Genomic DNA, 26,390 nt, shown 5'->3' on the forward strand with positions numbered 1-26,390 from the left:
GAAGACAGCCATCGGTCACACCTCCCGGACATGCACCAGACGTGCACGAGTCACCCGCGGTAACCATCGGTCACCGCTCGAACAGCCACGACCTCAGAGGCAGACGGACCCGCGGCGCCATCGAATTACGGCGCGCCCGGCCGCGATCCCGGGCCGGGCTGCCCGGTGATCCGTGGCAGTGCCTGTTCGGCCCAGATCACCTTGCCCTGGGGGGTGTACCGGGTGCCCCAGCGCTCGGCCATCTGCGACACCAGGAACAGGCCCCGGCCTCCCTCGTCCATGGTCGCCGCGTACCGCAGATGCGGCGAGGTGCTGCTGCTGTCGGACACCTCGCAGATGAGCGTACGGTCGCGGATCAGCCGTACGTGGATCGGCTCGGAGCCGTAGCGCATGGCGTTGGTGATGAGTTCGCTCAGGATGAGTTCCGTGCTGAAGCCGAGCTCGGACAGGCTCCACTCGTCGAGCTTCTGGGACACGGTCTCGCGCATCCCAGCGACGGCCGCCGGGTCGAGCGGCACGTCCCAGTCGGCGATCCGGTCGGACGGCAGCCCCCGGGTGCGGGCGATGAGCAGGGCGACGTCGTCCTTGGGGCGGCCGGGCAGCAGTTCGTCCAGCACGGCCTGACAGCTCTCCTCGGGCGACCGGTCGGGGTGCCCCGCCAGTGCGTCGCGGAGCAGTTCCATGCCCACGTCCAGGTCGCGTCTGCGGTCCTCGATGAGGCCGTCGGTGTACAGGACGAGCTGGGCGCCCTCCTCGATGTCCAGTTCGGCGGTCTGGAACGGCAGGCCGCCCAGGCCGAGGGGAGGCCCGGTCGGCACGTCCACGAAGGTGACGGTTCCGTCGGGGTGGACGAGCGCGGGCGCCAGGTGTCCCGCACGTGCCATGACGCAGCGGCGCGTCACGGGGTCGTAGATCGCGTACAGGCAGGTGGCGCCCACGACGCCCGCGGCACCGTCGGTGTCCTGCTCGTCCTGGTCGATGCGGCCGACCAGGTCGTCGAGATGGCTCAGCAGCTCGTCGGGGGGCAGATCGAGGGTGGAGAAGTTGTGCACCGCGGTCCGCAGCCGCCCCATCGTGGCGGCGGCGTGCAGGCCGTGGCCGACCACGTCGCCGACGGCCAGCGCCACCCGGCTCCCCGGCAGGGGAATCACATCGAACCAGTCCCCGCTCACGCCCGACTGGGCGGGCAGGTAGCGGTAGCCGACGTCGAGGGCGCTCTGCTCGGGCAGGGCCCGCGGGAGCAGGCTGCGCTGGAGGGTGACCGCCACCGCGTGCTCGCGGGTGTAGCGGCGGGCGTTGTCGATGCTGACCGCGGCCCGGGCCACCAGTTCCTCCGCCAGCGACAGCTCCTCGTCGTCGAAGGGCTCGTGCTGCTTGGCGCGCCAGAAGTTGGCCACGCCCAGCACGACACCGCCGGCCTGGATCGGGGCGGCGATGAGGGAGTGGATGCCGTAGTCGACGATCTCCTTGGTGCGCTCCGGGTCCTGCGCGTGCCAGCCCGTGGCGATCGACAGGTCCGTCACCAGTTCGGAGCGGCCGCTGCCGTAGCCGCGCGCCTGGGGCGTGGAGGGCACGAAGTCGATCAGCCGGCCCCTTTCGTAGAGCGGATGGTCGTTCCGGATGCCGCACACGGCGATGCGTCGCAGGTCCGTCGCCGTGGGGGCCGGCTCCTCGCCGTGCAGCACGGCGTCGGCCAGGTCTACGGTGACGAAGTCGGCGAAGCGGGGGACGGCGACCCGCGCCAGCTCGTCGGCGGTGCACCGCACGTCCAGGGTGGTGCCGACGCCGAGTCCGGCGTCGTACAGCAGCTTGAGCCGCTCCCGTGCGACCTCGGCCCTGCCGGTGACCGCCTGGAGCTCGGTGGAGTCGCGCAGCGTCACCACCGTTCCCTCGATGCCTCCGTCACGCCCCGTGGGCCGCTGGTTGACCGCCAGCAGCCGTTCCCCGGCGAAGTGCACCTCGTCGGTGGCCTCGCGCCCGGAGACGAGCAGCTCCACCGTCTCGGGTTCGAGGTTCGACAGCTGCGACACGAGCTGCCCCTCGGCGTCGGGGGGCAACTCCAGCAGCCGTCTGGCCTCGTCGTTCGCCAGCAGCAGCCGCCCGTCGCCGGCGACGATGAGCACTCCTTCGCGTACGGAGTGCAGCACCGTGTCGTGGTGGTCGTACATGCGGGTCATCTCGTCCGGGGCCAGGCTGTGGGTCTGCCGTCGCAGCCGTCGGCCCACCAGTGCCGTCACCCCGGTGGACACCACGAGTGCCCCGACCCCGGCGCCCAGGATGATCGGTAGTTGCCGGTTCACCTCACTGGTCACGTTCTTGACCTTCAGACCGGCCGACACCAGGCCGACCACCTTGTCCCCGGTGCCCTTGATGGGGACGGTGGCCTGTACCTCGTGGCCGAGCGGGCCGTGCACGCTTTCCGTGTAGACCTTCCCCGCCAGCGACGGCCCGATGGTGCCCACGAATCTCTTGCCGATCAGGCTCGGTATGGGGTGGGTGTAGCGGATGCCCTTGGTGTTCATGACCACGATGAAGTCGACCCCGGCGGCCTTGCGGGCCGCCTCGGTGGCCGGCTGGAGGATCTTGCTCGGGTCGGGGCTCCGCAGTGCCGCCACGACCCCGGGAGAGTGCGCGAAGGTCTCCGCCGTGGCCACGGAACGGCGCTTGGCCTCGGCGGTGGTGTCCCGCTCCGACTGCAGGGCAAGGGCGAACACACCGCAGGCCACGAGCAGCACGACCAGCGCCACCTGAAGAACGAACACCTGCCCGGCTACGCTTCGCGGGCTCCTGCTGACGAGCGGCCTGAGTGAAAAGCGTCGAAAACCGGCGAAACGATTCGCCATGTGACCTTTCTAGCACTGGTGATCCCGAGCGGCCATGGCCCACCCGTGGCCCATGATCGCCCGGGGACGCGCCCGACCGCCGAGGGCAGCGGCACGAGCGCGGCTGGTGGCGTCTCTCCGCTGTACCGTCTCCGGGGATGATCACCGGGAGGGGCGGGATGACGAATGATCTCCGGTTCGGTTGGGAACTGAACGGCAGTGGTTGGGCGACTTGCCGCCTCGCGGACAGCTCTTCGGAGTGGCAGGGCGTCGTCAGCTACTGCACCGACGCCCTGGCCGACCTGCTCCATGGTGTCGCGGGTCTCTACGGCACCATCGCCGTCCAACGCTTCTCCTTCGACCTCGAACCGGCCGAAGTGAGGTGGGTCCTGCGAAGCAGGGGGTCGGACGTCGATATCGCAATCTATCGGTTTCCCGACATGTCCACGAGCTTCGAAGCGCCCGACCGGGAAGGCACACCCTCCTGGACCTCCACGCAGACCCGCGGCCTCCTCGGGCACGTCGTCATGGAGGCCGCTCAATCGGTGCTTCGGCTCCACGGTGAGGACGGCTATCTGACGAAGTGGGTTCAGCACCCGTTTCCCGTCGCCGCCCTGCAGGATCTCCGTCGGCTCCACCTCCAGCACGACCGGTGTGAACGCGAGCACGATGTGGCGTTTCCGTAGCCTGGACACACCTGGGTTCACAGGGCGATCAGGACGATGGTGATGAGCACGGCGATCACGGCGAAGCCGACTCCCATCACGCAGCCCGGGTTGTTCGTCAGGTCGGAGAGCCGGGACGTGAGGGTGGGGGGTCTCGGCGGGGTGGAGGAGAGTTCCGGGGCCGTCGTGGGGGCCGGGACGGTGTAGGGCGACTGGGAGGCGAAGGGCGACTGCGGGGCGGAGGGGGCTCGCTCGCCCCGGCTGAGCACGTCGCGCAGGATCTGCTGCCACAGGACCGGCGGCAGGTCGGGGACCTGGCCGTTCGCCGGGGCGATGATGCTCTGGCGGAGCCAGTTGCCCCCAGTGGGGTGGCTGTCCCGGGTCATGCGATGGAGCAGCTCGCGCAGATCGCGCAGATAGCGCTCTTCCCGGGCCAGCGGGGCGACGGCCCAGGAGAAGAGGTCGGCAGCCCGGGTGACCATGGCCGTCCTGGACACGGGTTCCGGGCCCTGTCCGTACGGCGTGAAGTACAGGCCGTTGTGGAGCACCTCCGCGCACAGGTCGTGCCGCATCTCCGGTCGGCGCTCCTGGAGGCGGTCCTCGTTCCCCAGCTCGTCGAGCAGGAGTTCCACGGACTCCGGTGGCAGATCGGCGGAGCGCAGCTCGCCCAGGAGCAACTCGTCGGGCAGGGTGCGCAGACGCGCCGCCAGGAGACTGCGTTGCATGTGGTTCCCACGCCGATGGTCAAGGAGGTCCTCGTGCAGCCCGTACGCCTCGTGGGCCGGAGTCCGGACCGGCGCCTGGACCGGCGTCCGCAGCGGGCGCGGAGGGGCCATGGGGGGAGAATCCTCGGGTGCCGGGGCCGCGTAGGTGTCCGGATACGGGTCGGCGTACGAGTCCGGATGCGGGTCCGGGTATGCATCCGGGCGCGGGTCCGGGTACACATCCGGGCGCGGGTCCGAGTACACATCCGGGCGCGGGTCCGAGTACACATCCGGGCGCGGGTCGAGGTGCGGGTCGGGGTACGCGTACGGCTTCGGGAGCCGCGGCGGGGGCGTCGTCTCGGCCCGTTCCCGGTCCTCGCCTCCCTCGTCCCCCTCCCCGACCGGGCCCGGTTCCGCGGAGCGGGGCGCGGGGGCGGGCGGGTCGGTGCGCGTGCCGGTTCGGCGGTCGGTGCTGAGGATCTCGTGCAGCAGGACGCGCCGCCGCGCCCACTCCAGCCCCGCGCCGCCGGCGAGCTCATCGACCAGCTGGGGCACCCCGGCGGCGGCGTCGGGGTGCGCGAGGAGGTGGTCGAGGAGGTGGTCCACCAGTCGGGCGGCCGCCTTGTGCTCGAACCGGGCGGTGACCCGACGGCCCGTGACCCGGGCCAGCGGACCGGCCCCGCCCGCGTCCGGCTCCCAGTGCGGGACGCACGTCAGACGCAGCTGATGGGTGTCCACCGTGTCGTGGGTGGCGAACGTCCACTCCTGCCCCAGCCAGCGCCCGAAGAGCAGGAACAGCCCCAGATACGCCACCGGCACGGTGTCCTGGTCCGGCCAGCCGGGCTGCCCCTTCTCCTCCGCGAGCAGCGACACCCGCTGCGCCGGATCGCGCAGCCACTCCGCGGCGACCAGGATCAACGCGTGCTTGACCGCCGGCAGCAGCTCCAGCATGGCCGGGAGCCGTTTGCGCGCCACCGCGTCGAGCTGGGCGCACTCGATCACGCGCAGGCGTCCGGAGGCCTTCTCGGCGGACTCCCTGCTGCCCCAGCCGCCGTAGGAGAGGCCGAGGCACTGGCGGATCTTCAGAGTTCCGGGGTCACCGATCAGGACATGGCTGATCGTGCTGGGCCGGCCGCCGCGGTCGGTGGTGGGCCAGCGCTGGACGAGCATGACGTCGCCGTCGCGGGACAGGGTGCGTACGACGCTCTGCCGTGAGGCGGCCGTACCGGACACCCACAGCAGCGGGCCCAGTTCCCGGCCCAGTTCCTCGGCGCGTTCGGCCGGGCAGGAGTGGGCGACGGCCTTCATGCCGGTGCCCTGGCGGCCCTGGTTGCCGTCCCACCGGAAGACGACCTGGTGCACCGAGCCCCCGGCGCCGCCACCGCCCGGCCCGTGCGCGCCGGCCTGCTCCCCGTGGGCGGCCGGACTCCTCCGATCCCGGAACTCGCTCACTCGATCCTGGAAGTCGCTCACTTCGCCTCACCTCGCGCGGATCCCGCGGCTCCCACCGCTCCCCCGGTTCGTCCGGCCCTCGCCGACGGCACCGCCTCGAACGCGGGCGCCTCTCCCACGGCGAACGCCTCGGCGCCGCCCGGCACTTCGACCATCCCGTGCAGCGCCAGCAGCGCCAGCAGCGGCTCCAGCACCCGCCGGGGCCCCGCCCCCGCCGGATAGCGGCCCTGGTCCTCCTGGCCGCCGGTGGCCGACGCGACATGCAGGGTGCACCGGCGGATCGCGTCGAAGGGGCGCAGCCAGGCCGGGCCGGCGTGCTGTCGCAGCAGCCCGTACACGTCCCGGCTCTCCTCACGCGTCCGTTCGGGGTCGAGTGAGGTGGCCGGTGCCCGGCCCAGCCACCGGTCGACGGGCGGCTGGAACCGCAGGAGGTCCGCCTTGCCGAGCACCATCGCGGCGGCCACGTCCAGATACGGTCCGTTCTTCGGCAGCCGGTCGAGGACGGTGCCGAAGGCGAGGTCGCCGTCCCGGTTCACCTCGACACCCCAGCGTTCCCTGGCGTGGTCCAGATGTGGCAGCGGAAGGGCCAGCGCCGGGTCGACGACGAAGATCAGGGCGTCGATCCCGAGCAGGAAGCGCAGCGCGGCGTCGGTCCGTACGAGGTCCTCGCCGCCGAGGTCGAAGAAGGCGACCGGACGTACCTGCCCGTGGGCGTCGGTGATGAGGAGGGACTCCACGAAGCGCGCGAAACCGTCCAGGCCGAGGGCACCGGTGTGGTCGAGGACCTTGCCGTTGCGCAGCGGCTGCACCCGTTCCCGTACGAACCGTGCGTGCTGCTCCGGGTTGACGGACTGCCACTTCAGGCCGAACGGCTCCAGGCCGCCGTCGGTGATCTCCGCGATCATCTGGGTCAGCAGATGGCTCTTGCCGGTGGACGACTGGCCGACCATCGCGACGGTCAGCGGGCGGCCGTAGGTGAGGTAGGGCACCGGGATGAAGTGCTCGGGAAAGTCCCGGTCCGCGGTGCACTTCTGGACGGCACCGCGCATGACGTCCTGGCGGCGCAGGGCGTTGCCGATCGTCGAGACGTCCAGCGGCTTGTACTGCATCCTGCTGTCGGTGACGAAGAGCGAGGCGAGGTCGAGCTGGATGTGCTCCAGGCAGTACGGGCACAGCACCTGGCCGTCGCTGCCGCGCCCGGCCGGTGTCCCGGGCCCCTGGTGGGTGACGGGTGCCTGCCGCTTGAGGCTCAGCGCCTGCTCGAACGCCTCCCGGTGCGCGCGGGTCTCGTCGGCGGGCACGGTGAGCGTGACGCGCCGGGCGGCTCCCGGCGCCAGCAGGTCGAGCAGTTGGGCGGGGGTCGGCCGGTCGGCCGCCAGCGGGGCGAAGGCGCCCCGCAACGTCTCCGCGAGCACCCGGTGTTCGCCGAGGTCGGTGGGTGCCCGGTCACCGGGGCCGGGCCGCCCGGTCACCAGCTGGTAGAGCACCTGGGCGGCGCTCCACACCGCGTCCCGGGAATCGACGAGCCCCTCGCCCCTGCGCTGTTCGGGCGAGCAGTAGGGCGCCCGGCCCCACCGGGTCCTCGGCCGTCCGCTACGGGCCGCCCCCTCCAGTCCCCAGAGCTGGACCGAGGCGCCGTCCCAGAGCACGGTGGCGGGCGAGATGCCCCGCAGCACCAGCTCCTGGCTGTCCAGCAGGCACAGGGCGAGCATCAGGTCGCGGGTGAGGACCCGTTGGTCGGTCGCGGACATCACATGGGTACGCGCGATGGCGGCGCCGCGCGGCGCGGCGTACAGCAGGAACGGCTCGGCCGCGTCCAGTTCGTAGCCGACGATCCTCGGGAAGAGCGCCGTGTACTCCGTGTCGTCGAGCGCCCGGTGCAGGTGCAGGGCGGTGCCCGCCTCCGCGTCGAGCAGGGCGCGCGCGGCCGGGTTGGCCGCGTCGGCGGCGTTCAGGCGGACCTGGACGCACTGCTGCCCCTCGTCGTCGAGCAGTCCGTTGCGGATCAGCTGGGGCAGCAGCGGATCGCGGCGGGACTCGGGGCCGAAGCGGACGGGGGCGACCCGGCGCCGGCCCGAGGGGACGGTGAACGCGAGCGTCTTCCAGCGCGGACCGTCCGGCTCCGTCAGGCGGGGATGCGAGGTGCTGGTCACCAGCGGTTGCCGTCCTCTCGGTCGTACGGGTGCGCCGGGCCGGGATACGGGGTGCGGGTCACCAGCTGTCGCCGTCCTCACGGTCGTACGCGTCCTCACGGTCGTACGGGTCGAACCCGTCGGCCGGGGAGTTCTGGCGGGAGCGGACGGTGTCCACCACACCCATCCGCAGCGGGGTGAGCCGGACCAGGCCCGCGTAGCGTCCCGAGGAGGTCCACAGCGTCTGCTCCGGCGGTACGCAGCCGGTGGTCCGCCAGGTCTTCTCGACCTCGTCGCGCACGGCCTCCGGCGCGAACCTGATCCACACCGCGGCCGCCGGGTCCCTGCTGAGCAGCGTTCCCTGCTCGGGTGAGGAGAGCTGGACCACGGCCTGCCGGTCCGCCTCCGCGCCGACCAGGTCGGCCACCCGGCGCGGGTCGGTGCCCAGCAGGTTCGCCGAGCCGGCCCGGGTGCGGTGGTCGGCGGCGAACGGGGGCGGGGCCAGTACTCCGTTGTGCTGGAGGTGGCGGCGGGCCGTTGAGAGCAGGTCGCGGACCCGTTCCTCGGTGCGCCGGACGGCGAGGGCGCCGGCCTGGCCGCGCTCGACGGCACCCCAGTAGGGCTCCATCGCCACCATGGCGGCGTCCGTCAGATCACCGGCCAGGACGGCGACGAGCTCCGGTCCGCCCTCGCCGCTCTCACGGTCCAGCCAGCGCGGAACCCCCGCGGTGCGCTCCGCCCACGGGTCGGCGGGCCCCGCGGACTCCGCGAACTCACCCCGCGCGCCGGGCTCACCGGGCTCGCTCCAGGAAGCCCCGTCCTGCCAGGCGTACGCGCTCGCCCAGTCGCTGTCCCCGTCGTCGGGCACCGCGAACGCGTCCGTCTCCAGGACCGAGGTACTGGTCAGCCAGTCGTCCGCGTCGAGCGGCTCGGGACCGGGCGCGCCGGTGACCGTGGGCCGCTCGGGCTCGGGCACCGCCTCGGCGGCCGCGGCGGCTGCCGTCGCCCGCAGCATGCCGGCGACGGACCGGGCGGCGTCGGCGCAGTGCAGGCGCTCCTCGACGGCCCAGTGTTCACGGACCGCCTCGGCCAGCAGCGCGTCGAGCCCGGCCAGGGCCTTGCGCAGCGCGGTGGTGGCGTGGAAGGCCGCCCAGGAGTCGATCGCGGCGCGCCACAGCCGGCGTGCCGTCTCCACCGCGACACCGAGGCCCGCCAGGAGACCGACCGCGCTCAGCCAGAGCGGGGGCTCGACCGCGTACGCCACCGCCACACCGGCCGCGGCGCCACCGAGTGCCGCGGCCCGGGGACCCCAGCCCCAGCGGCCCGGGCGTCCCGCGCCCCGCAGCCTGGACGCGCCGAGCAGCGCCACCGCGAGGAAGACCAGCGGGACGGCGATCGCCGGCGCTGCCAGAGGCCCCCGCCACAGGCCCCCGAGCAGCCCCGCCACGGCCGCCGCGGGCAGCGCGCCGCGCCCCGTGGCCACGGTGCCGTTCCCCACGACGGGTCGCCGGGACACCGCTTCGGTGGAGTGGTCGGCGAGTTTGCGCACCAGCGCCGAACCCGGTACGGGCTCCACCCGCCCGGCCAGCCCGGTGAAGCGCTGGGCCACGGACCGCAGGGCGAGCCCCTGTCCCAGCAGCTTTCCGGCGAACTCCCGCAGGCCGTCGCCGATCCGCTCCCCCATGCCCTCGGCCGAGGGCACCCGCAGACCGAGGGCCCCGAGCCGGGCCGCCGTCTCGGCGGCGGACGGCGCCGTACCGGAGCCGCCGCCGCGCAGGGCCGTGCCGACGAGGTCCCGGTACTCGCCGAGCGCCTGGTGCGCCTGGTCGAGGTCCGCCTCGAACGCCTGCCTGCGGGAGGCCCACAACAGCCCGGGCAGGGAGCGCAGTCCGGCCAACGCGTCCTCGGCGTAGTCGAGGGCCTGTGCGCAGGCGGCGTACGTGCTGTCCGCCACGCCGCCCGGCTCGCGGTGCCGTTGGTCGCGGCCGCCCCGGCCCGCCACCAGACTCCGCAGCGGCTCCGGCAGATCGGCGCCGGAGGAGGCGGTCGCCAGCAGGTCGGGGGCGAGTTCGGTGTCCTCGCCCGCGAACCTGAGGAGCGCGTCGCGCCGGGCCCGGTCGCGCACCTCGAGGGGCAGGTCCTGTTCCAGCAGCCGCACGCCGGGCGCGGCGACGGCGTCGGGCAGCGCCCCGAGGCCGTCGAGGACCTTCAGGTAGACGTCCGGGACCGACAGCACGTCCACCAGGACGGCGAGCGCCTCCGGGGCGTCGGGCTCGGGCTGTTCCAACGCCGTGCGCGCGGAGCGCAGATCGCCCGCCCACAGCAGGGCGGTGCCCGAGGCCCGCAGCACCGCGGGCCGCACCAGGCGCCGGTCGGGCTGGAAGGCCTCGTCCTCACCCGCGTACGAACCGGGTGCGCTGCCCACCAGCAGGACCAGGATCCTGACCTCGCCCACGGCCCGGTAGGCGGTGAGCAGTTCGTACTGCCGCTGGTGGTCGGTCAGCCCGGCCGGGGTGTCGACCACCAGGAACAGCGGGTCGTCGGGTTCGGGCAGCCCGGCCCGGCCCAACTGCCGGGCGACACTGGCCCGCAGGGCCTTGGCGGTGTCGAGTTCCGCCGCGCCGCTGCGCAGGTCCAGCTGGACGACGGTGCCGAGGTCTTCGGACGTCTTCACTCCGGGTCACCGTCCCAGGGGTTGCGGCGGGAGCGCTCGCGCTCGCCGTCGTCGCCGTACGGGCCGGGGTCGCCGGGCTCGTCCCAGGGCACCGAGGGCCGGTCGGCGCCGCCGGAGCGCCCGTTGACGCGGTCACTCCGGTCACTCCGATCAATGCGGTCACCCCGATCACCGCGGTCGGCGCGGTCGGCGTCGTACCCGTCGTCGTAGTCGTCGACGGACGCGCGGCGCGGACGTTCCTCGGTGCCGCTCGGGTACTTGTCGAAGGAGGCGCGCGGTGCGGTGCCCCAGTCGTCGTCATCGGGCACGGCACGCCGGGGTTCGGGGACCTCCTTGCGGACGCGCGGCGCGGGAGTTCCGCCGCGTACGTGCTCCAGCAGCGTGCGCAGGGTCGGCTGGACGGCGCGCTGGTCCCCGAACTCGGTGTCCAGCGCGGCCGGCAGAGTCTTCGCCCAGAACTCCCACAGCGGGCGCACCCATCCCTCGACCCGCTCGCCGCCGCGCTCCCGGCGGTCGGCCAGCAGCTCCAGCTGACGCGGGGCGGTCTTCTCGACGAGTTCGACGAAGAGCGGGTGCGGTTCGCTCGCGCTCCTGGCGATACCGAGCGGCTGGGCCCCCATCAGTTCACGGCAGTAGTCCTCCACGGTCCGTTCGTCGTCGAGGACGGTCCAGCGTTCGTACGACCGCAGCAGCTCCGCCCAGCTCGACACCCCGCCGGGGAAGTCCCCAAGCCGCAGCCGGACGCCGGGCACATGGGCGCCCTTCTCGGGGAACAGCCGCAGCCTCAGCCGCTCCGGCGACGCCGGGTCGCCGTCCACCACGTCGACCTGGCCGTTCCACATGCAGCACAGCAGCCGGTGCAGGATGACGCGGCGGTCCTCCTCGCTGCTGACCATCCAGCTGTCCCGGTAGCCGAGCCGCTGTCGCCAGCGCAGTACGTCCTGGGCCTGCTCGGAGTCCTTCGCCCTGGCCCACTGGCGCAGCACCTTGCGGGCTTCGGGGACCTGGGTGAGGCTCATCTCGCTGCGGAAGAGGACCACGGTGACGGAGTCGCTCTCCACTCCGCGGTACTCCACGGAGTTCTTGGCGTCGGACGGCAGCCGCAGCGCCTTGCCGAGGTACTCCTGCACCTCCTCCACGGCCTGCACCCGCGGGTGGGTGACCAGGACCCGCAGCGGTCCGGTGCCCTCCGGGGTGAAGCCCACCGGCAGCAGCCCGGTCAGCTTGCGGCCGAACAGGTCGAGTGCCTCCTTGCTGACCTGGTCGGCGGCGTCCGCGTCGCCCGCCGCGGCGGCCAGCAGGGTGCCCATGGCCGGCAGCAGCGGGCGTTCCTCCAGGTGTTCGCCGCTCTCCGCGAACAGCCGGGTGATGCGGCCCTCCAGCTGTGCCTTGACGACCGCGACCGCGTTGTCCGGATTGCGGCGGCTGAGGGTGTGGACCTCGCGCCAGGTGTCCCCGTCGATCATCCTGAGCAGGAGCGCGGCCTCGTCGTCGTTCTCGCGCATTCCCTCCCGGCGGATCAGCCGGGTGACCACGTCCTCGTAGAAGTGGTTGAGGGTGCGCTGCGGCGGCAGCAGATACGAGATCCCGGTGCGGTCCTCGTACAGTTCGAGGCCCTTCTGCTGGGAGATCTTGCGTTCCTGGTCGGAGTGTTTGCGGAAGGCGTTGACCAGGCGTCCGAGGTCGGCCCCGGCGGTGGCCGCCGGGGGCTGCCACTGCTGCTGCTGTTCCCGCCAGGCCTCGTGCCACACGGTCCGGCTGCGCCACTGGTACCAGAGGTCCTGCTCCTGGAGCGCGGCCTGCACGTCGTCGTCGCCCCAGCGGGCCGGTGACATGCCGGCCAGGCGGCCCTTGATCCTGGGGGTCTTGGGCGGCTGATCGGTCACGCCCGGCGGGCGCTGGGGGGCGCGGGAGCGGCTGTCGAGCATGCCGAGGAAGCCGAGCCGGGCGATCGGTTCGTCGCTGTCCTGGACGCCTCTGACGATGCGTTCGGCGAGGAAGGGGTCCACGCTCTGGAGGAGTTTGTCGATGGCGGGTCGCGGGGCGAAGCGGTCGGCCATCGAGGCGGCCTGGCGGTCGGCGATGGACTGGAGGTCGGACAGCAGCCGCTGCATGTCCGTGAGCCGTTCGCCGAGCGCCTGCTCGATGGCCTTGCCGCCGCGCGGCAGCGGATCGGGTTCCGGGACGGCCAACTGGGCGCGTTCCCACAGCTCTTCGAGGTGGGAGTCGGCGAACAGCTGCCGGATCAGCGGCACCGCGTTGTCGCGCAGCGCGGTACGGGGCCGCTCCACGAGGTCGGTGACCGCCTCCCGCAGCAGGCGGCCCGCCACCAGGTCGGCCAGTTGGTCCATGGGGGCGGTCATGGAGGCCACCAGGCTGGTGGAGACGCCCTGTCGGCCGATGCCGGTGGGGGACACGGCGCTGCGGTGCACGCCCCGGTTGATGAAGCTCGCGGCGAAGGTCTGGAAGTCGTCGTCGGTCGCCGTCGCCCGGCCCCTGGGGCGGCTGTCGCCCAGTTCGGTGCCGATCAGCGACATCACCAGGGAGACGATGGAGCGGCGCAGGTCGTCCTGGCGGATGCCGGCGGTCGGGCTGAACAGGAAGGCCGTGGGCAGGATGCCGGTGCGCAGGCGGATCGGTGTCGTGCCCGGGTAGCGGATGCCGAGCCCGGAGTCGAGGTCGAGGTCCAGGTCGCCGATCTCCGTTCCCTCGCTCGGCGCGTTCTGCGCGTCGACCAGCCGGAACAGGTCGACCAGCGCGCGGGCCGCGTTGAGCTCCGCCTCCCGTCCGCCGCCGCCCGCCGAGGAGAACGAGGACGGCATCACGACCAGCGGGTAGATCTTCACCCCGTCGAAGCGGCGCAGCTGGAAGGCGTGGTTGATCAGGTGCAGATAGTCCAGGAAGATCCCGGCGCCGGTGCCTCCGGCCACCGAGAAGGCGACGAACACGTCGCAGCCGTTGACCTTGCCGCCGCCGAGCTCGGCCAGTTCACCGGCCGACTTGGCGATCGCGTCGATCGCCTGGAGCAGCGGCTCGAGGACCGGGGCGAGGCTGTGCCGGAGCGTGGCGAACAGGGCGGCCCGTCCGACGGTGGGCAGCTGGCCCGCGCCGTTGTGCAGCGGGGTGACCTTCGGTTCGTCGATGCGCGGCGGCAGCCAGTCGGCGACCTCGTCGCGCAGGCTCGCCCGGAGCATCTTGGTCAGTTCGGGTGACGCGTCGAAGTTCGGCAGCAGGTTGTGGGTGGCCCGGGAGGTACGGGCGTACGCGGCCCGCAGCGAGGGGTCCACGTTGAACTGGGGCAGCCGCTGGAGGTCGGACTCGCTGTAGTCCGCGTAGACGAACTGGAGGCAGTCGGGCAGCTGGTAGGGGGCGTGTCCGCTGAGGTGGCTGAGCGCGACGCCGTCCGGTCCGCACAGCTCGGCGCGCAGTCTGCGTTCGAGTTCGGCGCCGACCAGGCCACCGGTGCCGCCCAGGCCGACGAAGAGCATCGGCTGGAAGATCTTCATGGGTTTCCTCCCCGCTTGCGGCCGTCGCGACGGCCGGTTCGTGCTCGGTACGTCCGTGGAGTGCGCGCGGCACGGCGGCCGGGCCGCGGTGCGGTGCGCGGGGGCGGCCCGGTATCGCGTCGGGCCGCCCGAGGCGTCACAGGTACGACCCGTACGAGCTCCCGCTCTCGCCGGTACCGGTCGCGGAGTTGGTGGAGCCCGCGGTCGTCCGTGCGGAGGGCCGCGGCCGGCGGACCTTCGAGGCGCGGGTGTCCTCACCGAGGGCCAGGCTCAGCGTGTCGGTCAGCTGGACCTGGCCGCGGGCGGGCAGCGGGGTCCGGCCGCCGCCGCGCTTGCGCAGGACCGCTCCGCCCTCGGGGCTGCGCTGGACGGCGTACGGGCCGTGGGCGCGCCGTTCGATGCGCGGGCTGCGGTGGGGTTCGACGACGGCGAACTCGTACCACTGCTTGTGTCCGTGTCCTGCGAGGTGCTCGCCGAGGACGTCGCCCTCCGCGGAGACCAGCCGCAGCACCAGGCCGAACGGGTCCCTGCGGGTGCGGCGCTGGCGCAGCCGGGCGAGGACCGCCACGGTGGCCAGCGCGATCAGTGCGGCGGCGGACACGAACGCCCACCAGTACTTCGCCCAGATGCCCGGCTCGGGTGTCACCCGCACCGAGAGCGGGGTGCGCACCAGCGTCCGGTCGTGGTCGGTGGTGTCCACGACGGTGACCGTGCCGCCGAGTTGCAGTCCGCCGTCGCCGAGACGGTCGCCGAAGACGTCGCGGGGGGCGACCTCGACCGTGACCTTCCGGGTGCCTGACTCGCCGGGCTTCACCTGGATCTCGGCCGGGGTGACCGTGAGCAGCCCGGACTTGAGGTCGGCGACGGACAGCCGCAGGGTGTGCGGGGTGTCGCTGGTGTTGTGGACGGCCAGCGTGCCGGTGACCGTGGAGCCGGGGTGGGTGTTCGCGGTGGGCAGTTCGAGCGCGGTGGTGACGGGCAGTGCGCCGGGTGCGATCTGGCCGCCCTCGCTGCGGGTGTCGGCGCTCAGCCCCGAGGCCGTCAGCGTGCCGCTCACCTTCAGTGCCCCGTCGGCGCTCTTGGGGATCCGCACGGAACCGGTGAAGGAGCCGTCGCTCGCCTTGGAGTCGGGCCCCTGGCCGTCGTCGGTGAGGCGCAGCGCCAGCGGTTCGAAGCCGTCGCCGGTCAGTTCACTGCGGACGCGCAGCCCCTCGTAGTCGCGCGCGTCCTTGATCTCGTAGCCCTCGCGGGTCTGCAGGCGCATGGTCACCGTGACCTTTTCGCCGGCCTGCGGGGACGGCGGGTCCAGGGTGATGGCGCCGCGCAACTCGCCCTGCCACAGCACGCTGACGGCGACGGGCAGGGAGCGGTGGCCCTCCGGCGCCTCGGCCTTCACGCGCCAGGTGCCGGGCACCGGATCGACGATCTTCAGCGCCTCCACGGTGCCGCTGCCGCCCGCCAGCTCGAAACCCGACTTGCGGTACGTCCCCGTGGTGGGGACCTGGTGGCCGTTGGGGTCGAGGTAGGTGATCTTCACCTGGGGGTCGCCCTTGTCGACGACGATGCTGCCCACGGTCGCCAGCGGCGAGATGCCGATCTCCAGGGTGGCGGGCGGCCGCTTGCTGGGGCCCTGTTCGTGGCGCAGGCAGTGGGCGGCGGCGAAGATCTTCTCCAGCATGGGGCCGACGTCCTTGGCTCCGGAGACCTTGCCCGCGCTCGGGCGGGCGGAGGGCAGTTCGACGCAGCCCTTCTGGTATCCGCCGGCGGCGATCCGGTCGAGCTGCGCCTTGTCCGGGTCGGGTCCGAAGCCGAGCGGCCAGATCTGTACGTGCTGGGCGGCGGCGTTCTCGAGTTCCTGCGTCAGCTGCCGTTCGCCCTCGTCCTTGCGGTGCGCGGGGTCGCCGTACTTGGGGCTGTCCTGGACGTCCAGCTTTCCGTCGGTGAGGAGGAACAGCACGCGGGGCTGGGAGGGGTCGGTGCCGGTGGTGAGGTCGTGGACTCCCTGGCGTATCGCGCTCGGGAAGTCGGTGCCGGTGCCCTCGTTCTTCGTGCGGCCGCGCAGCTTGTCGACGCAGGTGCCGATCGTCTCGCGGCCCGCCGCGTCCAGCGTGGTGCGCGGGCAGACCGGGTCCACCGCGCGCTGGGCGTCGGACTCGGCGGCGGCGAAACCGAAGACGGTGGCGTGGGAGGACGAGGAGACGTCGCCGAGCGCGATGCGTGCGGCGGCGGCCTTCTCGGCCTTCATGTCCTCGGGCGCGAGGCTGGCGGACTCGTCCACGGCGATGGAGTAGTTGGCCGGGAAGGCGGGTTCGGAATCCGCCGCCGGCACCGGATCATGACCGGCGGGTGCCAGCAGGGACACGAGCACCGCCATGCCGCCGAGCGCGCCGACCGCGGCGCGGCGCACCCGGCCCCTTCCTGTCTGCCGTCTTCCCGTGATGCTTTCCACGGCCGTCCCCCTGGTTCCTTGGTTCGTCTCTGTGTCGTGTACGTGCTGTGCCGCGTGTCAGCGGGCGGTCAGGCTCCAGGCCAGGGCCAGCGCCGTGGAAGGGGCGAGCGAGCCCACTCCCCAGCGGATGGCCCGGTACTTCGCGGACAGGATCGAGCTGACGTCCACGGCTTGGACGAGCAGCCATCCGGCGGTGTCGCGTCCGGCCTCGGTGACGTCGGCGGACAGCCCCGCGAGGTCGCGGGGGGCCAGCAGGTCGCCGAAGTACGTCACCCCGTCCCGGCCGCGGACCGTGCGGGTGCGCGGCATGAGCGCCCCGACCAGCGCGGTCACCGCGACCACCCAGAGCACGCTCGCGAGGATCAGCGTCACGTCGGCGAGCCCGCGCCAGTCGGGCGGGCCGTGCCGTCCGATCAGGAACGCGGGCAGCGCCAGCGTTCCCGAGAGCAGTACGGCCGCCTTCGCGTCGGCCCGGCCGAGGTCCTCCCTGACCGTGCTCAGCAGCCGTTCGGCGATGCGCTCTCCCCGGTCGGACCCGTGCGGACCCCCGTCCGGCACGGGCCCGACCGGGTCGGGGGAGGTGCGCGCCGGGCCGTCGCCGGTCACCGGTCCTCCTCCGCCCAGGACCATCCGTCGTCCCGGGAGCGTGTGCGGCGGCGCGGCGGTTCGGGTTCGGCGTCCTGGGGGTCGCCCGAGTAGGGCTCTCTCGCGCGTGGTCCCCGGTCCGCCCGGGAGGGCGGTTCGTCCGCCACCCAGTCCGGGGTGAACGGCTCGTCGGCGGCCGGCGCCAGCTGTGGGGTCTCGCGGCGGGCGGGCAGCGAGCCGATGGGCCCCTGGAGGGGGTGGCGGCCCTGGTTGAGGAGGTTGAGGGCCTGTGTCTCCATGTCGTTGGACTGGATCTGGCCGCTGGCGACCATGGCGAAGAGCCGGTCGACCCGTTCCTTCTCGTCCTGCCGGCCCTCCTGGCGGATCTTCTCCAGGAAGTCCTTGGCCGCCTCGGGTTCGGCCGCCAGCATGTAGCTGAGCTGTTCCAGCTCGCCGCCCTGCAGCATCTTGCGGAACGCGGCCTGATGCACCCGGGTCACCTCGGCCGAGGCGTGCGCGTCCCGGATGCCGTCCATGTGCTCGATCGTCCGGTCGTCCACCCGCAGGCGGACGTACAGCCGTACCCGCATGCCGAGTTCGGTGCCCAGGTCGGCCCAGCGCCCGCCGGCGCACTCCAGGGTGATGGCGCGGTCGGCCTGTTCGGCCTGGGTCACCCGGTAGGCCGAGGACACCTCGCGCAGTCGCTCCAGCACCGGGGCGGTGAGCCGCTGGGCGACGTCGGTGACGACCTCGGTGGCGGTCAGATGGGGATCGGTCACCGTCCAGTGGATGTCCACCTCGGCCTTGAAGAAGGTGGTGCCGCCGGCGGCCGGCAGCTCCATCTGAAGCGTCGTCACATAGGTTCCGAGCGCGATCTCGCAGACGGTGTACGGCCGGGCCAGCGCCCGCTTGTCGACGTGGCGGACACCGGAGACGGTGACCACGCTGTAGCCGCCGTTGCGGTAGAACAGCACCGAGGCCTTCTGGGCGCTCACCTGCGGGAACCCGCCCGTCGGCGCGTACTCCCGCAGGAAGGGACCCGCGGGCCCCGCGGCCGCCTTCCGCGCCCTCAGCCGCTCCCTCGCCTTCGCCCGCGCGTCCTGGTCCTCAGCCATGACTGTCCTCCTCGCCCGTCCTCTCCTTCGGCGGGACGGCGAGCCACCACAGGGAGCGCGCCTGCGCGTCGGGGAGCGGATCCTCCGGATCGTTCATCATTCGGCGCAGCAGCCAGTCCAGCCGCCGTCGGTCGTTCTCCTCGGTCGCCAGCGCGGGCAGCAGCGCCGCCAGCCCCGGCCGGGTCCCCTCGGTGCCGTCCCCGCGCACCGCCGAACGCAGCAGGGACTCCAGCGCGTCCAGGGCCACGTCCTTCGAGCGCGCCGTGTTCAGCGCGCTCCACATCAAGTCGGCCATGGGGAGCACGAGTTCCGGGCGGGGGACGGCGAGGGCGAGCGGCAGCGGCCAGTCGGCGCGGTCGGCCAGCGGGGAGTCGGGCTCGTCGGACAGCACCTCGTCCACCGAGGTCACGGCGAGCCGGACGGTGGTCACCAGACCGAGGTCCTGGTACTCCGCGCGCTTGTGGTGGGTCCAGTCGGCCATCCGCCGCAGCACCTTGGCACCGTCCGGGAGCGCCAGCAGCCGTACGGCGTTGAACGAGGCGACCGCCAGCTGCTCCCCGTCGTCGCGGACCCCGATCCGGGCCAGGGCGTCCAGGGCGTCCTCCGTCGTGTCCGCGGCGTTCCCGTAACCCAGTGCCATCGCCGCGGTCCAGCGCAGCGCCTTCGTCCCGTACCTGCTCCAGTCGTCGACCAGCTTGCGCACCGCCTTGCGGTGCGACGCGTGACCGGCCGCCTGGTCGAGGGTGGTGGCCGCGAAGATCCTCCGGCGGGGCGTGGCCGCCTCGGCGAGCGGCCGGATCAGCTCCGCGTATCCGTGGTCGAAGTCCCGTGCGCACAGCTCCCCGGCGGCCACCGCGGCGCGCATCCACACCTGGGGGCGGGGATCGTCGGCGAGCAGCCGCAGCCAGCGCACGATCGGTGCCCGGACGGGGAAGTGCCGGTCCCAGATCTCGGTGAGCACCGCGGAGGGCAGGGCGGATCCCCGGTACCAGATCAGCCGGGCCGGAACCTCGGTCCCGGCCACCTCGAGCCGGCCGTCGGTCAGTTCGGCGCGCGAGAGAGCGAGATCGGCTTCCGGGTCGTCGCAGAACAGCGGGCGGGCCGGGGTGTGGTCCGGATCGCACTGTACGGACAGTTCCCAGGTCAGCAGGTGGGCGGCGGCGGCCACGGCGCTGTGCGAGGCGCCGCCCAGTACGGCGAGCGCGATACGGAACGCCACCGGGTGGAACAGGGCCGCCGTACCCGGCCGGCCCGCGCCGCCCTCCGGCTCGGCCGGAGGCGCCGTCAGCGCCCGGTCCACTCCGGCGAACCACTCCTGGGCCTGGTCGGCGGCGAGGCTCCGGCAACCGGCCAGCAGTTCGTCCCGGGAGACCTCCCCCAGCTGGTGTGCGGCCAGCAGCGAGGCGAGCAACTCGGCCTCGGCGGGGCGCAGGTCCTTCAGTCCGACCGCGTCCTTGACGTCCTGGCGGACCGCCAGTTCCTCCGCCCCGGCGAGCAGGTCCTCCAGCCGGACTTCACCGTCCAGGGCGGCGGCGACATGCTCCTCCAGCCGTTCCCGTAACCGGGTGGTGAGCAGTTCCTGGGTGGGTGCGGGAGGGCAGAGTTTGCCGTACCGCCCGGCCAGCAGCGGGTTGGCCGCCGACCCGACCGTGACGACGACCACCGCGTACGACTCGCACCGGGCCAGGGCCGCGGCGAGCCCGTCGAGGTCCATCTCGTCCGGGGGCAGCGCACCGGGCCCGGCGAGGGGGAGCTCCAGCAGGTACCCGGTGCCGCGCCGCGCCTCCTCGCCCTCGCCGGCCAGGGAGCCCGCCAACTTCCGCACCCCACCGTCCGGATCGACCCGGCGCACCCGGGATCGGACCCCGGGCTCCGTGCCCGTGGCGTCCGCCGCGGAGCCGGTGACCTCGTCGAGGAGCGAGAGCGCGGTGCTGGTGCGTCCGGTGCCGGGGGCGGCGCCGAGCACCAGCAGCCGACGGGTGTACAGGGCCTTGCGCAGCTGTACGTATCCCTGCGGTTCCACATGGACGCGGCGGAGCCTGCGCAGTTCCTCGTCGGGCACGGGTCCGCTGCGCATCCCCGCACCGGAGTGGCGGGCGTCCATCCGCAGGTGGATGTCGCCGATGTGGGCGCTCTGGAAGTACGAGCGGTCGAAGCTGTTCAGGTCCCGGCCGGCGTCGAACAGCATCCGGGTGGCGCGGCGGGCCCGCGAGGCGGCGGCGAGGTCGGTGGTCCCGTCCTCGCCCTGCTCCTCGGCGAGCGGGTCGCGGGTGTGCTCCTTGAACCGCCCCGCGGCGCGCTCGCGTTCCTCCTCCTGCTTCTTCCCCTGGTCCTTCTTGACGTCGCCCTCTTCCGGGGCGTCGTTCCCTGCGGCACCCTCGTCGCCCTCGGCCTTGCCCTCGTCGGCACGGGGCGGGTCGTTCCTGGCCTTCCCGTCGGCCTCGGGCGAACGGGCGTCGGCCCCCTTCCGGGGTGCGGGCTCGGCGGCGCCGCCCGCCTGCTGATCGTCGGTCACCGCGATCAGCCCTTCCGTCGGCCGGCGTCGCCGGTGATCCGCCCGATGTGCACGGGCTGCTGGTAGACGTTGTCGCTGTGCTGCGACATGTCGCCGTGGACGGTGTAGTGGGCGCCAGGACCGTCGGCGCGGTCCTCGCCGTCGACGCGACGGGCGTCATCGACGTCATCGGTACCGCGGGCGTCATCGACGTCATCGGTACCGCGGGCGTCATCGGCGCGGTCGGTGTCGGGTGCTGCCGGTGCGGCGGTGGGGATCTCGGGAGCGGGCCGGCCGGGAAGGTGGAACCAGGCGGTGACCTCGCCCTCCTTCAGCTCCAGGCGGGCCGAGGAGTAGTGCGCGGGCTCGATGAACTTGCCGCCGCTGCTGACCACGTCCTCGTAGAGCGACTGGGAGGTCACCAGCACGAGGTCGGCCCGCTCGGCGTCCAGCAGTCGTCGGGCAAGCGGCGAGTCGGCCAGCCGGCAGGCGAGGTCGACCGCGCGCCCGCTGATGCCCCGGCCGTCGTGCCGGACAGGCCCGACGTGCATGCCCACCCGAAGCCCGAGGGGGACACGCAGGCCGCGGTTCTCGTCCCGCAGATTCTCGTGCACCTCGACCATCCACAGGCCGAGCAGCCGGGTCACCGCGATCCGGCCGGCCACCGACAGCAGCACACCGTCGCCGCGGTCCTCCATGTGTACGGCGTCGCGCGCCACCTTGGCGTGGGTGAAGGCCGCCTCCAGTACCCGGTAGATCCGCTCGCGCATGCGCTGCTTGTCGACGTCGTCGTACTCCCCGGAACGCCGGGCGTCGACGCTGATCACCAACTCGTAGCGTGCTTCGGTGAGATCCATCGCGTCGTGGTCCACCCCGTGCCCCCTTGTTCTCTCCACTTGCCGTCCCCCACAGCGTCGGGCCCGGGGACGAAGGCCGTCTGTAGCCGTTTACACACGACGAGGCGTGGGTTACGGCAAGGCGTGGGTCTACTCCTGATGACCGTCCGCGAGGAGTGCGAGCAGTTCGGGGTCGAGGATCTCCACCATCCGGTTGCCGGTACGCACGACGTGCTGGGTGCGCAGCAGCTTCAGTGCCTTGGCGACGGCTTCTCGGGTGGCTCCGATGGTGGCGGCCATTTCGTCCTGGGCCAGTTGGACGACGGTGCCCGTGTGCGTGGCGCGGCCCGGTACGGCCGGGTTGTAGGGGCCGGAGGGCTCGGCTCTCGACAGTTCGGTGAGCCGGCTGGCCAGCCGTTGCAGCACGGTGAGCGAGGCGAGCGCGGACCGCTCCTGGTCGGCGCTGCGCAGCCGGAAGGTGAGCTGGCGTATCACCAGACCGCTGACGCGGGGGTGCAGGGCGAGGAAACGGCGGAACGCGTCCCCGGATATGACCTGGGTCTCGGTGGGACCCAGCGCGCGCACGGTGGCGCTGCGGGGATGCGGGTCCAGGGCGGCCATCTCGCCGAGCAGTTCACCGGGACCCCGCAGACCGAGTATCAGCCGCGTGGCACCCCGGTCCGTCGCCACGGAAACGGTCACCCAGCCCCGAATGATGATCAGGACGTGACTGGACCGGTCACCCTCCGTCAGAAGATGGGCGTCGGCCGCGTAATGCTTCCGGCTGCCGAGAGCCATCACGCTCTCGCGCTCCTGAGGGGTCAGAGCGCGTGCGAAAGCCAGCTCATTGCCGAGCAGCCCCATGGCCACGCCCCCCGCCGCAATCATGCCGCCTGACTTTTCAGAGGCGTTGATGGTGGCAGAGCGAAGCATTGAGACGAGTGAATTACGCCAGATCGGCAGTACTGGTCGGTAAGTGGTGAAGTGCCAGGTGGGTCGCCCGGGGGCACCGTCCCCTCATGACGCCCCCACCACCGGTGACCGCGGCCGAACCGTCCGCCTCCACTCCCGCCCCACCGACGACCTTGAGGTCAGGACCGGCGCCGAACGGCCGGTCCCGTCGATACGGGGAACCGGCCAGGGCGGCGGACTTGGCGAAAAATCAGGTTTCCGCCGCCGGAGGGGTGGTGGGGAGGTGGTGACGGGGTGAGGGGACGGTGTCTGGTTCTTCGCGCGTCACACCGGCTCTTCGCGCGTCACACCGGTCGGCCGGATGCTCAGCCGGCGGCCTGGCAACTGGCCGCGTTGAGGGTGAAGTCGCGCGCGGCCGAGTTGGAGCCGGTCCAGGAACCGAGGAAGCCGAAGGTGACGGTGCCGTTCGCGGCGACGGTCTTGTTGTAATCGGCGGCGGTGGCCGTGACGTGGGAGTCGTCCTGGGTGAAGGTGCCGTCCCACATCTGACCCACGCGCTGGCCGTCCTTGAAGGTCCAGCCGAGGCTCCAGGTGGCGAGGGCCTTGGTGGAGGTGACGGTGACGCTGGCCTGGAAGCCGTCCGGCCACTCGCTCACGATCTCGTACTTCACCCGGCAGTCCGGCGCGGCGCTCTTCGTGGAACCCTTCGCCCCGCCCTGCTTCCCGGCGGGCGACGAGGACTCGCCCTGGGCCTCCTGATCGGAGTTGCCCGCCGGACGCGAGGTCGAGTCCGCCACCGCGGGCGAACCCGCCGTCCCCGACCCCGACCCCGACCCCGACCCCGACTTCGTCTTCGAGCCCGAGGGGAAGGAGGGGCCCGGGTCCGCCACGGACTGCCCGTCCGTCGACTCGCCCTGCGCGGCGTTCGCGTCGCCGCCCTTCGAACCGCCGAAGGGCATCAGCGAGACCGTGAGCGCCAGTGCGGACACGAGGACGGCCGTGACCAGGATCCCGGTCCGGCCGATCCGGGGCCGGACCGGCTTGCCCTCGTTCAGCCCCGTGTCCACCGCCGCGTCCGTGCGTCCGCCGATCATGCCGGCCTCGGCGGCCCGGCGCCGCCGTTCGAGATACGCGAGGCCGCCCCAGCCGATCACACCGCTGGAGAGCGCCGCGGGCAGCCCGCCGCCGTGCAGCCGCAGGCAGGCGGCGGCCTCCGCGCACTCGACGCAGCGCGCCATGTGCCGGGAGAGGTCCTCGGGCGTCTCGGCGCTGGGTGAGCGGGTGACCGCGTCGAGGAGCCGCGCATAGCTGCGGCAGTAGGCGTCCATCGGCGTGTCGAGGTGGTTGCGGTGGCAGCGGTCCCGGAACAGCGCCCGCACCTGGGCGAGTTCGGAGGACGCGGCCGCCGGATCGAGACCGAGCCGCCGGGCCACCGCGGACATCGGCAGCGACTCGACCTCGGCCAGCCACAGCAGAACGGCGTCCGGCTCCTGCATGTCCCTGAGGCCGCGCAGCGCGAGCGGGCGGTGCAGCGGCGGTCCGATGTAGCGGGCGGCCTTGTCGGAGTGGAGCCACAGGCGCAGGTCGGGGTCGAGCCGATGGCCGAGCCCGCTCGTCTCCCAGGCGGCGGCCACGGTACGGACCGAGGCCAGCAGCAGCGGAATGCGGGGCAGCCTGAGCGCCCGGCGTCCGGTACCGGTACTCTTCGATGCCGCGGTGGCGGCGCGCAGTTCGTCGATGCCGTGCGTGAACGCCTCGGTCGCCAGCTGCGTGGCCGAGGCCGAACCGGACGTGCACAGATCGGCGTACGACAGGACCGCGTCCCAGCACTCCGAGAGCAGTGCGGCCTCGGCGGCGTTCTGGGGGGTCGGCAGGTCGGGCATGGGGGGCTCCTGCATCAACTGCTTCCAGGTGCAACGTCTAGAAACGTCTGAACAACGTGATCGTCAACTCACCCTCTGTACAGGGGAGTTGAGGCCGTCTCAACGACGGGGCCCGAGCCTTTCACGCTTTCCACACAACTGACAAGCGAGGTATTCAATTAGCGTGGCAAGCGGTTGCGGCGCCGTTCGTCCGAGCGCGCGCAGCCTCCCTCCCGCCTTATGGAAGGTGATACGGAAGGGAGGCCGATACGTCTCGATCGCCGTCGACTTTTAAGAGGTTCTACGGAACCTTCGGTCCGGCCGCTTCCGCCACCGCGGGTTCCCGCGCCGGGAGGCTGTCCATGAAGGAGCTCACCGAGAAGACCGCGTGGCCGGGTCCGGGCGGGCCGTATCCGGGCGGCGAGGACAGCCCGAAGTCCTCCATGGTCGAACGGTAGGCCTCCAGCAGCCGGATGTGGTACTCCAGCGGCGCGCCCTGGGGGTTGGCCTTGCCGAGCGGGGTCGTGGGCTCCGGGCACCAGGTGGTGAAGCGGGGCGTGATGCCGTGCGACATGAAGAAGCGCAGCCCCTCGGTGGTGGAGGCGATGGCCTCGTCGACGGTCGTGAAGCCGAACGGCTCCGCCATCTCCACGCCGGCCACGAAGTTGGGGATCACGTTGCGCGCGCCGAAGACCTCCGCGGAGTCGAGGATGCGCTTGTGCCACTCGTCGCGGCCTACGTATCGCTCCTTGCCCGGGCAGTACAGCTCGAACAACCGCCGGTCCCACACCTCGTAGTTGGGGTGGTAGATCTGCACACCGTAGTCCTTGAACCGCTGCACGTCGTCGCGCGGCAGCGCCTGCGCGACGACCTTGCCGATCCAACGCCCCGGGAAGCGCTCCTCGATGGCCTTGGCGTAGTGGCCGTAGAAGTCGGCCTCGTCGCGCCCCTGCAGCTTCGAGGTGATCGCGCCGCCGGTGAGGGTGTACGCGGTGGAGGCCTTCGCCGTGTCGTACCGGTCGATGATCTCCAGGGCTTCGAGGACCTCCTCGACGTCCTTCACCCCGGTGTACGGGCGCCCCGCCGCCTTGTGCTGGCGCCAGTTGTGGTTGATGTCGCAGTACTGGCACTCCTCCTTGGCACCGAAGTACTGGCAGACCCGGAAGACGGTGAGGTAGATCAGATAGCCCCACTGGATGGTGGGGGCGACCTCCATCACGGACTTCCCGTTGGAGAGCGTGTGCCGGTAGTACTCGGGCATCGGCGGCACGCCGACGTCGGCGATCCGCTTCCCGTCGAGGTAGAGCCCGAGCATGCCTTCGTCGTCCGCGGCGACGCGATAGGGCGAGGCGGGATTGACCCGCACGGACACCACGGTCCGCCGCAGGTCGTACGGCCCACCCGTGAGGATGATCTCCTCGGGCGGGCGGCGCAGCGCGGCCTCGCCGAGCTCGGGCAGGGTGCCGTGGTCGAAGGAGAAGATGAAGTACGACTTCGGCTTGACGTCACCGTCCTCGTTGTCGGAGAGCGCCGACTCATCGAAGGCCACACCTCCGCGGAGCAGGTCCTCCTTGAAGACGGCCTCCCGCGGTACGTGCGGGAACCGCTCCATCAGATCCTCGACCAACGCGGTGCGGCTGCCGACCATCCCGTTCTCCTCGCTCCCGACCCGTTCCCGACTCGTTCAAGTCTCCGTGCTCGACTCCTCACGGTATGCCCCTGCCTGCGCGTCAGCCGTGCCGGGTCCCCTCGCGGCGCGCGATGCGCACGGGAGGAGCCACGTCCGGCGGCAGTACCGGGTCGGACTCGGGCACGCCCCAGGTGACCACGACCGACAGAGCCCCGGCCCGGAGTCCGAGGCCCGCGTCGGGGCCCCATACGGATCCTCACGAACAGGGCCGTCGCAGCGAGTTCCCCGCGGGTACGCCGGGACGAGCCCCGGGCACAGGTCCAGGGACTGGTGCGGACCAGAGCCCCAAGAGCCGCTCCGGGAAGCAGCCCCGAGCGGAGGACCAGGGGCGCAGCCCCGTGCGCGGGCCCGGAACGGAGCCCCGTGCGCGGGCCCGCGCACGAGCCCCGAGAACAGGCCCGAGAACAGGCCGGGGCGCAGGCCCGGGTGGGGGGCCGGGCGCAGGCCCGGGTGAGGGGCCGGGCGCAGGCCCGGGTGGGGGGCCGGGCGCAG

At 72.6% G+C, this 26,390-nt stretch carries 14 protein-coding genes; 1 reads left to right on the forward strand and 13 read right to left on the reverse strand.

Translation table 11 applies throughout. The annotated features are described in order from the left end of the window. Window positions 1–125 precede the first annotated feature (125 nt). Window positions 126–2,843, reverse strand: a complete 2,718-nt coding sequence (locus KVT44_RS03290; protein WP_217566018.1) for a SpoIIE family protein phosphatase/ATP-binding protein — start codon at window positions 2,841–2,843, stop codon at window positions 126–128. Window positions 2,844–3,001: 158 nt separating this feature from the next. Between KVT44_RS03290 and KVT44_RS03295 the strand changes: the two genes are divergently transcribed. Then, window positions 3,002–3,508, forward strand: coding sequence for a hypothetical protein (locus KVT44_RS03295; protein WP_217566019.1), 507 nt, complete (start codon window positions 3,002–3,004; stop codon window positions 3,506–3,508). Window positions 3,509–3,525: 17 nt separating this feature from the next. Here the strand turns inward: KVT44_RS03295 and KVT44_RS03300 are convergent, their stop codons facing one another. From KVT44_RS03300 to KVT44_RS03355, 12 genes are all read right to left on the reverse strand, one after another. After that, entirely contained in the window at window positions 3,526–5,664 is a 2,139-nt protein-coding gene (locus KVT44_RS03300) for a hypothetical protein (protein WP_217566020.1), read from the reverse strand. Further along, the gene (locus KVT44_RS03305) at window positions 5,661–7,796 is read right to left on the reverse strand and encodes a hypothetical protein (protein WP_308313900.1); all 2,136 of its coding nucleotides are present in this window, start codon (window positions 7,794–7,796) and stop codon (window positions 5,661–5,663) included. The genes KVT44_RS03300 and KVT44_RS03305 overlap by 4 nt, the downstream gene beginning before the upstream one ends. A 58-nt stretch (window positions 7,797–7,854) precedes the next feature. Further along, complete coding sequence (locus KVT44_RS03310) at window positions 7,855–10,449, reverse strand: hypothetical protein (RefSeq protein ID WP_217566021.1); 2,595 nt, start codon at window positions 10,447–10,449, stop codon at window positions 7,855–7,857. After that, window positions 10,446–13,955, reverse strand: coding sequence for a tubulin-like doman-containing protein (locus tag KVT44_RS03315; protein WP_217566022.1), 3,510 nt, complete (start codon window positions 13,953–13,955; stop codon window positions 10,446–10,448). The genes KVT44_RS03310 and KVT44_RS03315 overlap by 4 nt, the downstream gene beginning before the upstream one ends. 136 nt (window positions 13,956–14,091) lie before the next feature. Then, entirely contained in the window at window positions 14,092–16,362 is a 2,271-nt protein-coding gene (locus KVT44_RS03320) for a VWA domain-containing protein (protein ID WP_308313901.1), read from the reverse strand. A gap of 99 nt (window positions 16,363–16,461) precedes the next feature. Then, on the reverse strand, window positions 16,462–17,010 hold the full coding sequence (locus KVT44_RS03325; protein ID WP_060898396.1) for a Pycsar system effector family protein: 549 nt from the start codon (window positions 17,008–17,010) through the stop codon (window positions 16,462–16,464). Then, on the reverse strand, window positions 17,007–18,104 hold the full coding sequence (locus tag KVT44_RS03330) for a hypothetical protein (RefSeq protein ID WP_229889196.1): 1,098 nt from the start codon (window positions 18,102–18,104) through the stop codon (window positions 17,007–17,009). The genes KVT44_RS03325 and KVT44_RS03330 overlap by 4 nt, the downstream gene beginning before the upstream one ends. Further along, window positions 18,097–20,619, reverse strand: coding sequence for a hypothetical protein (locus KVT44_RS03335; protein WP_217566024.1), 2,523 nt, complete (start codon window positions 20,617–20,619; stop codon window positions 18,097–18,099). Before KVT44_RS03335 ends, KVT44_RS03330 begins: the two co-directional genes overlap by 8 nt. Window positions 20,620–20,624: 5 nt before the next feature. Further along, window positions 20,625–21,470 (reverse strand): hypothetical protein, encoded by an 846-nt coding sequence (locus tag KVT44_RS03340; RefSeq protein WP_217566025.1) that lies wholly within the window; start codon window positions 21,468–21,470, stop codon window positions 20,625–20,627. 114 nt (window positions 21,471–21,584) lie between these two features. Continuing rightward, a complete protein-coding gene (locus KVT44_RS03345; protein WP_217566254.1) occupies window positions 21,585–22,298 on the reverse strand; it encodes a Crp/Fnr family transcriptional regulator in 714 nt (237 codons plus the stop codon). Window positions 22,299–22,711: 413 nt separating this feature from the next. Beyond that, complete coding sequence (locus KVT44_RS03350) at window positions 22,712–24,229, reverse strand: cellulose-binding domain-containing protein (protein ID WP_217566026.1); 1,518 nt, start codon at window positions 24,227–24,229, stop codon at window positions 22,712–22,714. 280 nt (window positions 24,230–24,509) lie between these two features. Beyond that, window positions 24,510–25,856, reverse strand: a complete 1,347-nt coding sequence (locus KVT44_RS03355; RefSeq protein WP_060901056.1) for a radical SAM protein — start codon at window positions 25,854–25,856, stop codon at window positions 24,510–24,512. Between the last annotated feature and the right edge of the window lie 534 nt (window positions 25,857–26,390).

Source organism: Streptomyces sp. GbtcB7 (assembly GCF_019091445.1).
Classification (GTDB): domain Bacteria; phylum Actinomycetota; class Actinomycetes; order Streptomycetales; family Streptomycetaceae; genus Streptomyces; species Streptomyces mirabilis.

What these genes read in the sequence shown, in the direction of transcription:
- KVT44_RS03290 (WP_217566018.1), bottom strand. Translation starts at nt 2,843, where the DNA reads ATGGCGAATCGTTTCGCCGGTTTTCGACGCTTTTCACTCAGGCCGCTC.
- KVT44_RS03295 (WP_217566019.1), top strand. Translation starts at nt 3,002, where the DNA reads ATGACGAATGATCTCCGGTTCGGTTGGGAACTGAACGGCAGTGGTTGG.
- KVT44_RS03315 (WP_217566022.1), bottom strand. Translation starts at nt 13,955, where the DNA reads ATGAAGATCTTCCAGCCGATGCTCTTCGTCGGCCTGGGCGGCACCGGT.
- KVT44_RS03330 (WP_229889196.1), bottom strand. Translation starts at nt 18,104, where the DNA reads ATGGCTGAGGACCAGGACGCGCGGGCGAAGGCGAGGGAGCGGCTGAGG.
- KVT44_RS03345 (WP_217566254.1), bottom strand. Translation starts at nt 22,298, where the DNA reads ATGGGGCTGCTCGGCAATGAGCTGGCTTTCGCACGCGCTCTGACCCCT.
- KVT44_RS03350 (WP_217566026.1), bottom strand. Translation starts at nt 24,229, where the DNA reads ATGCCCGACCTGCCGACCCCCCAGAACGCCGCCGAGGCCGCACTGCTC.
- KVT44_RS03355 (WP_060901056.1), bottom strand. Translation starts at nt 25,856, where the DNA reads ATGGTCGGCAGCCGCACCGCGTTGGTCGAGGATCTGATGGAGCGGTTC.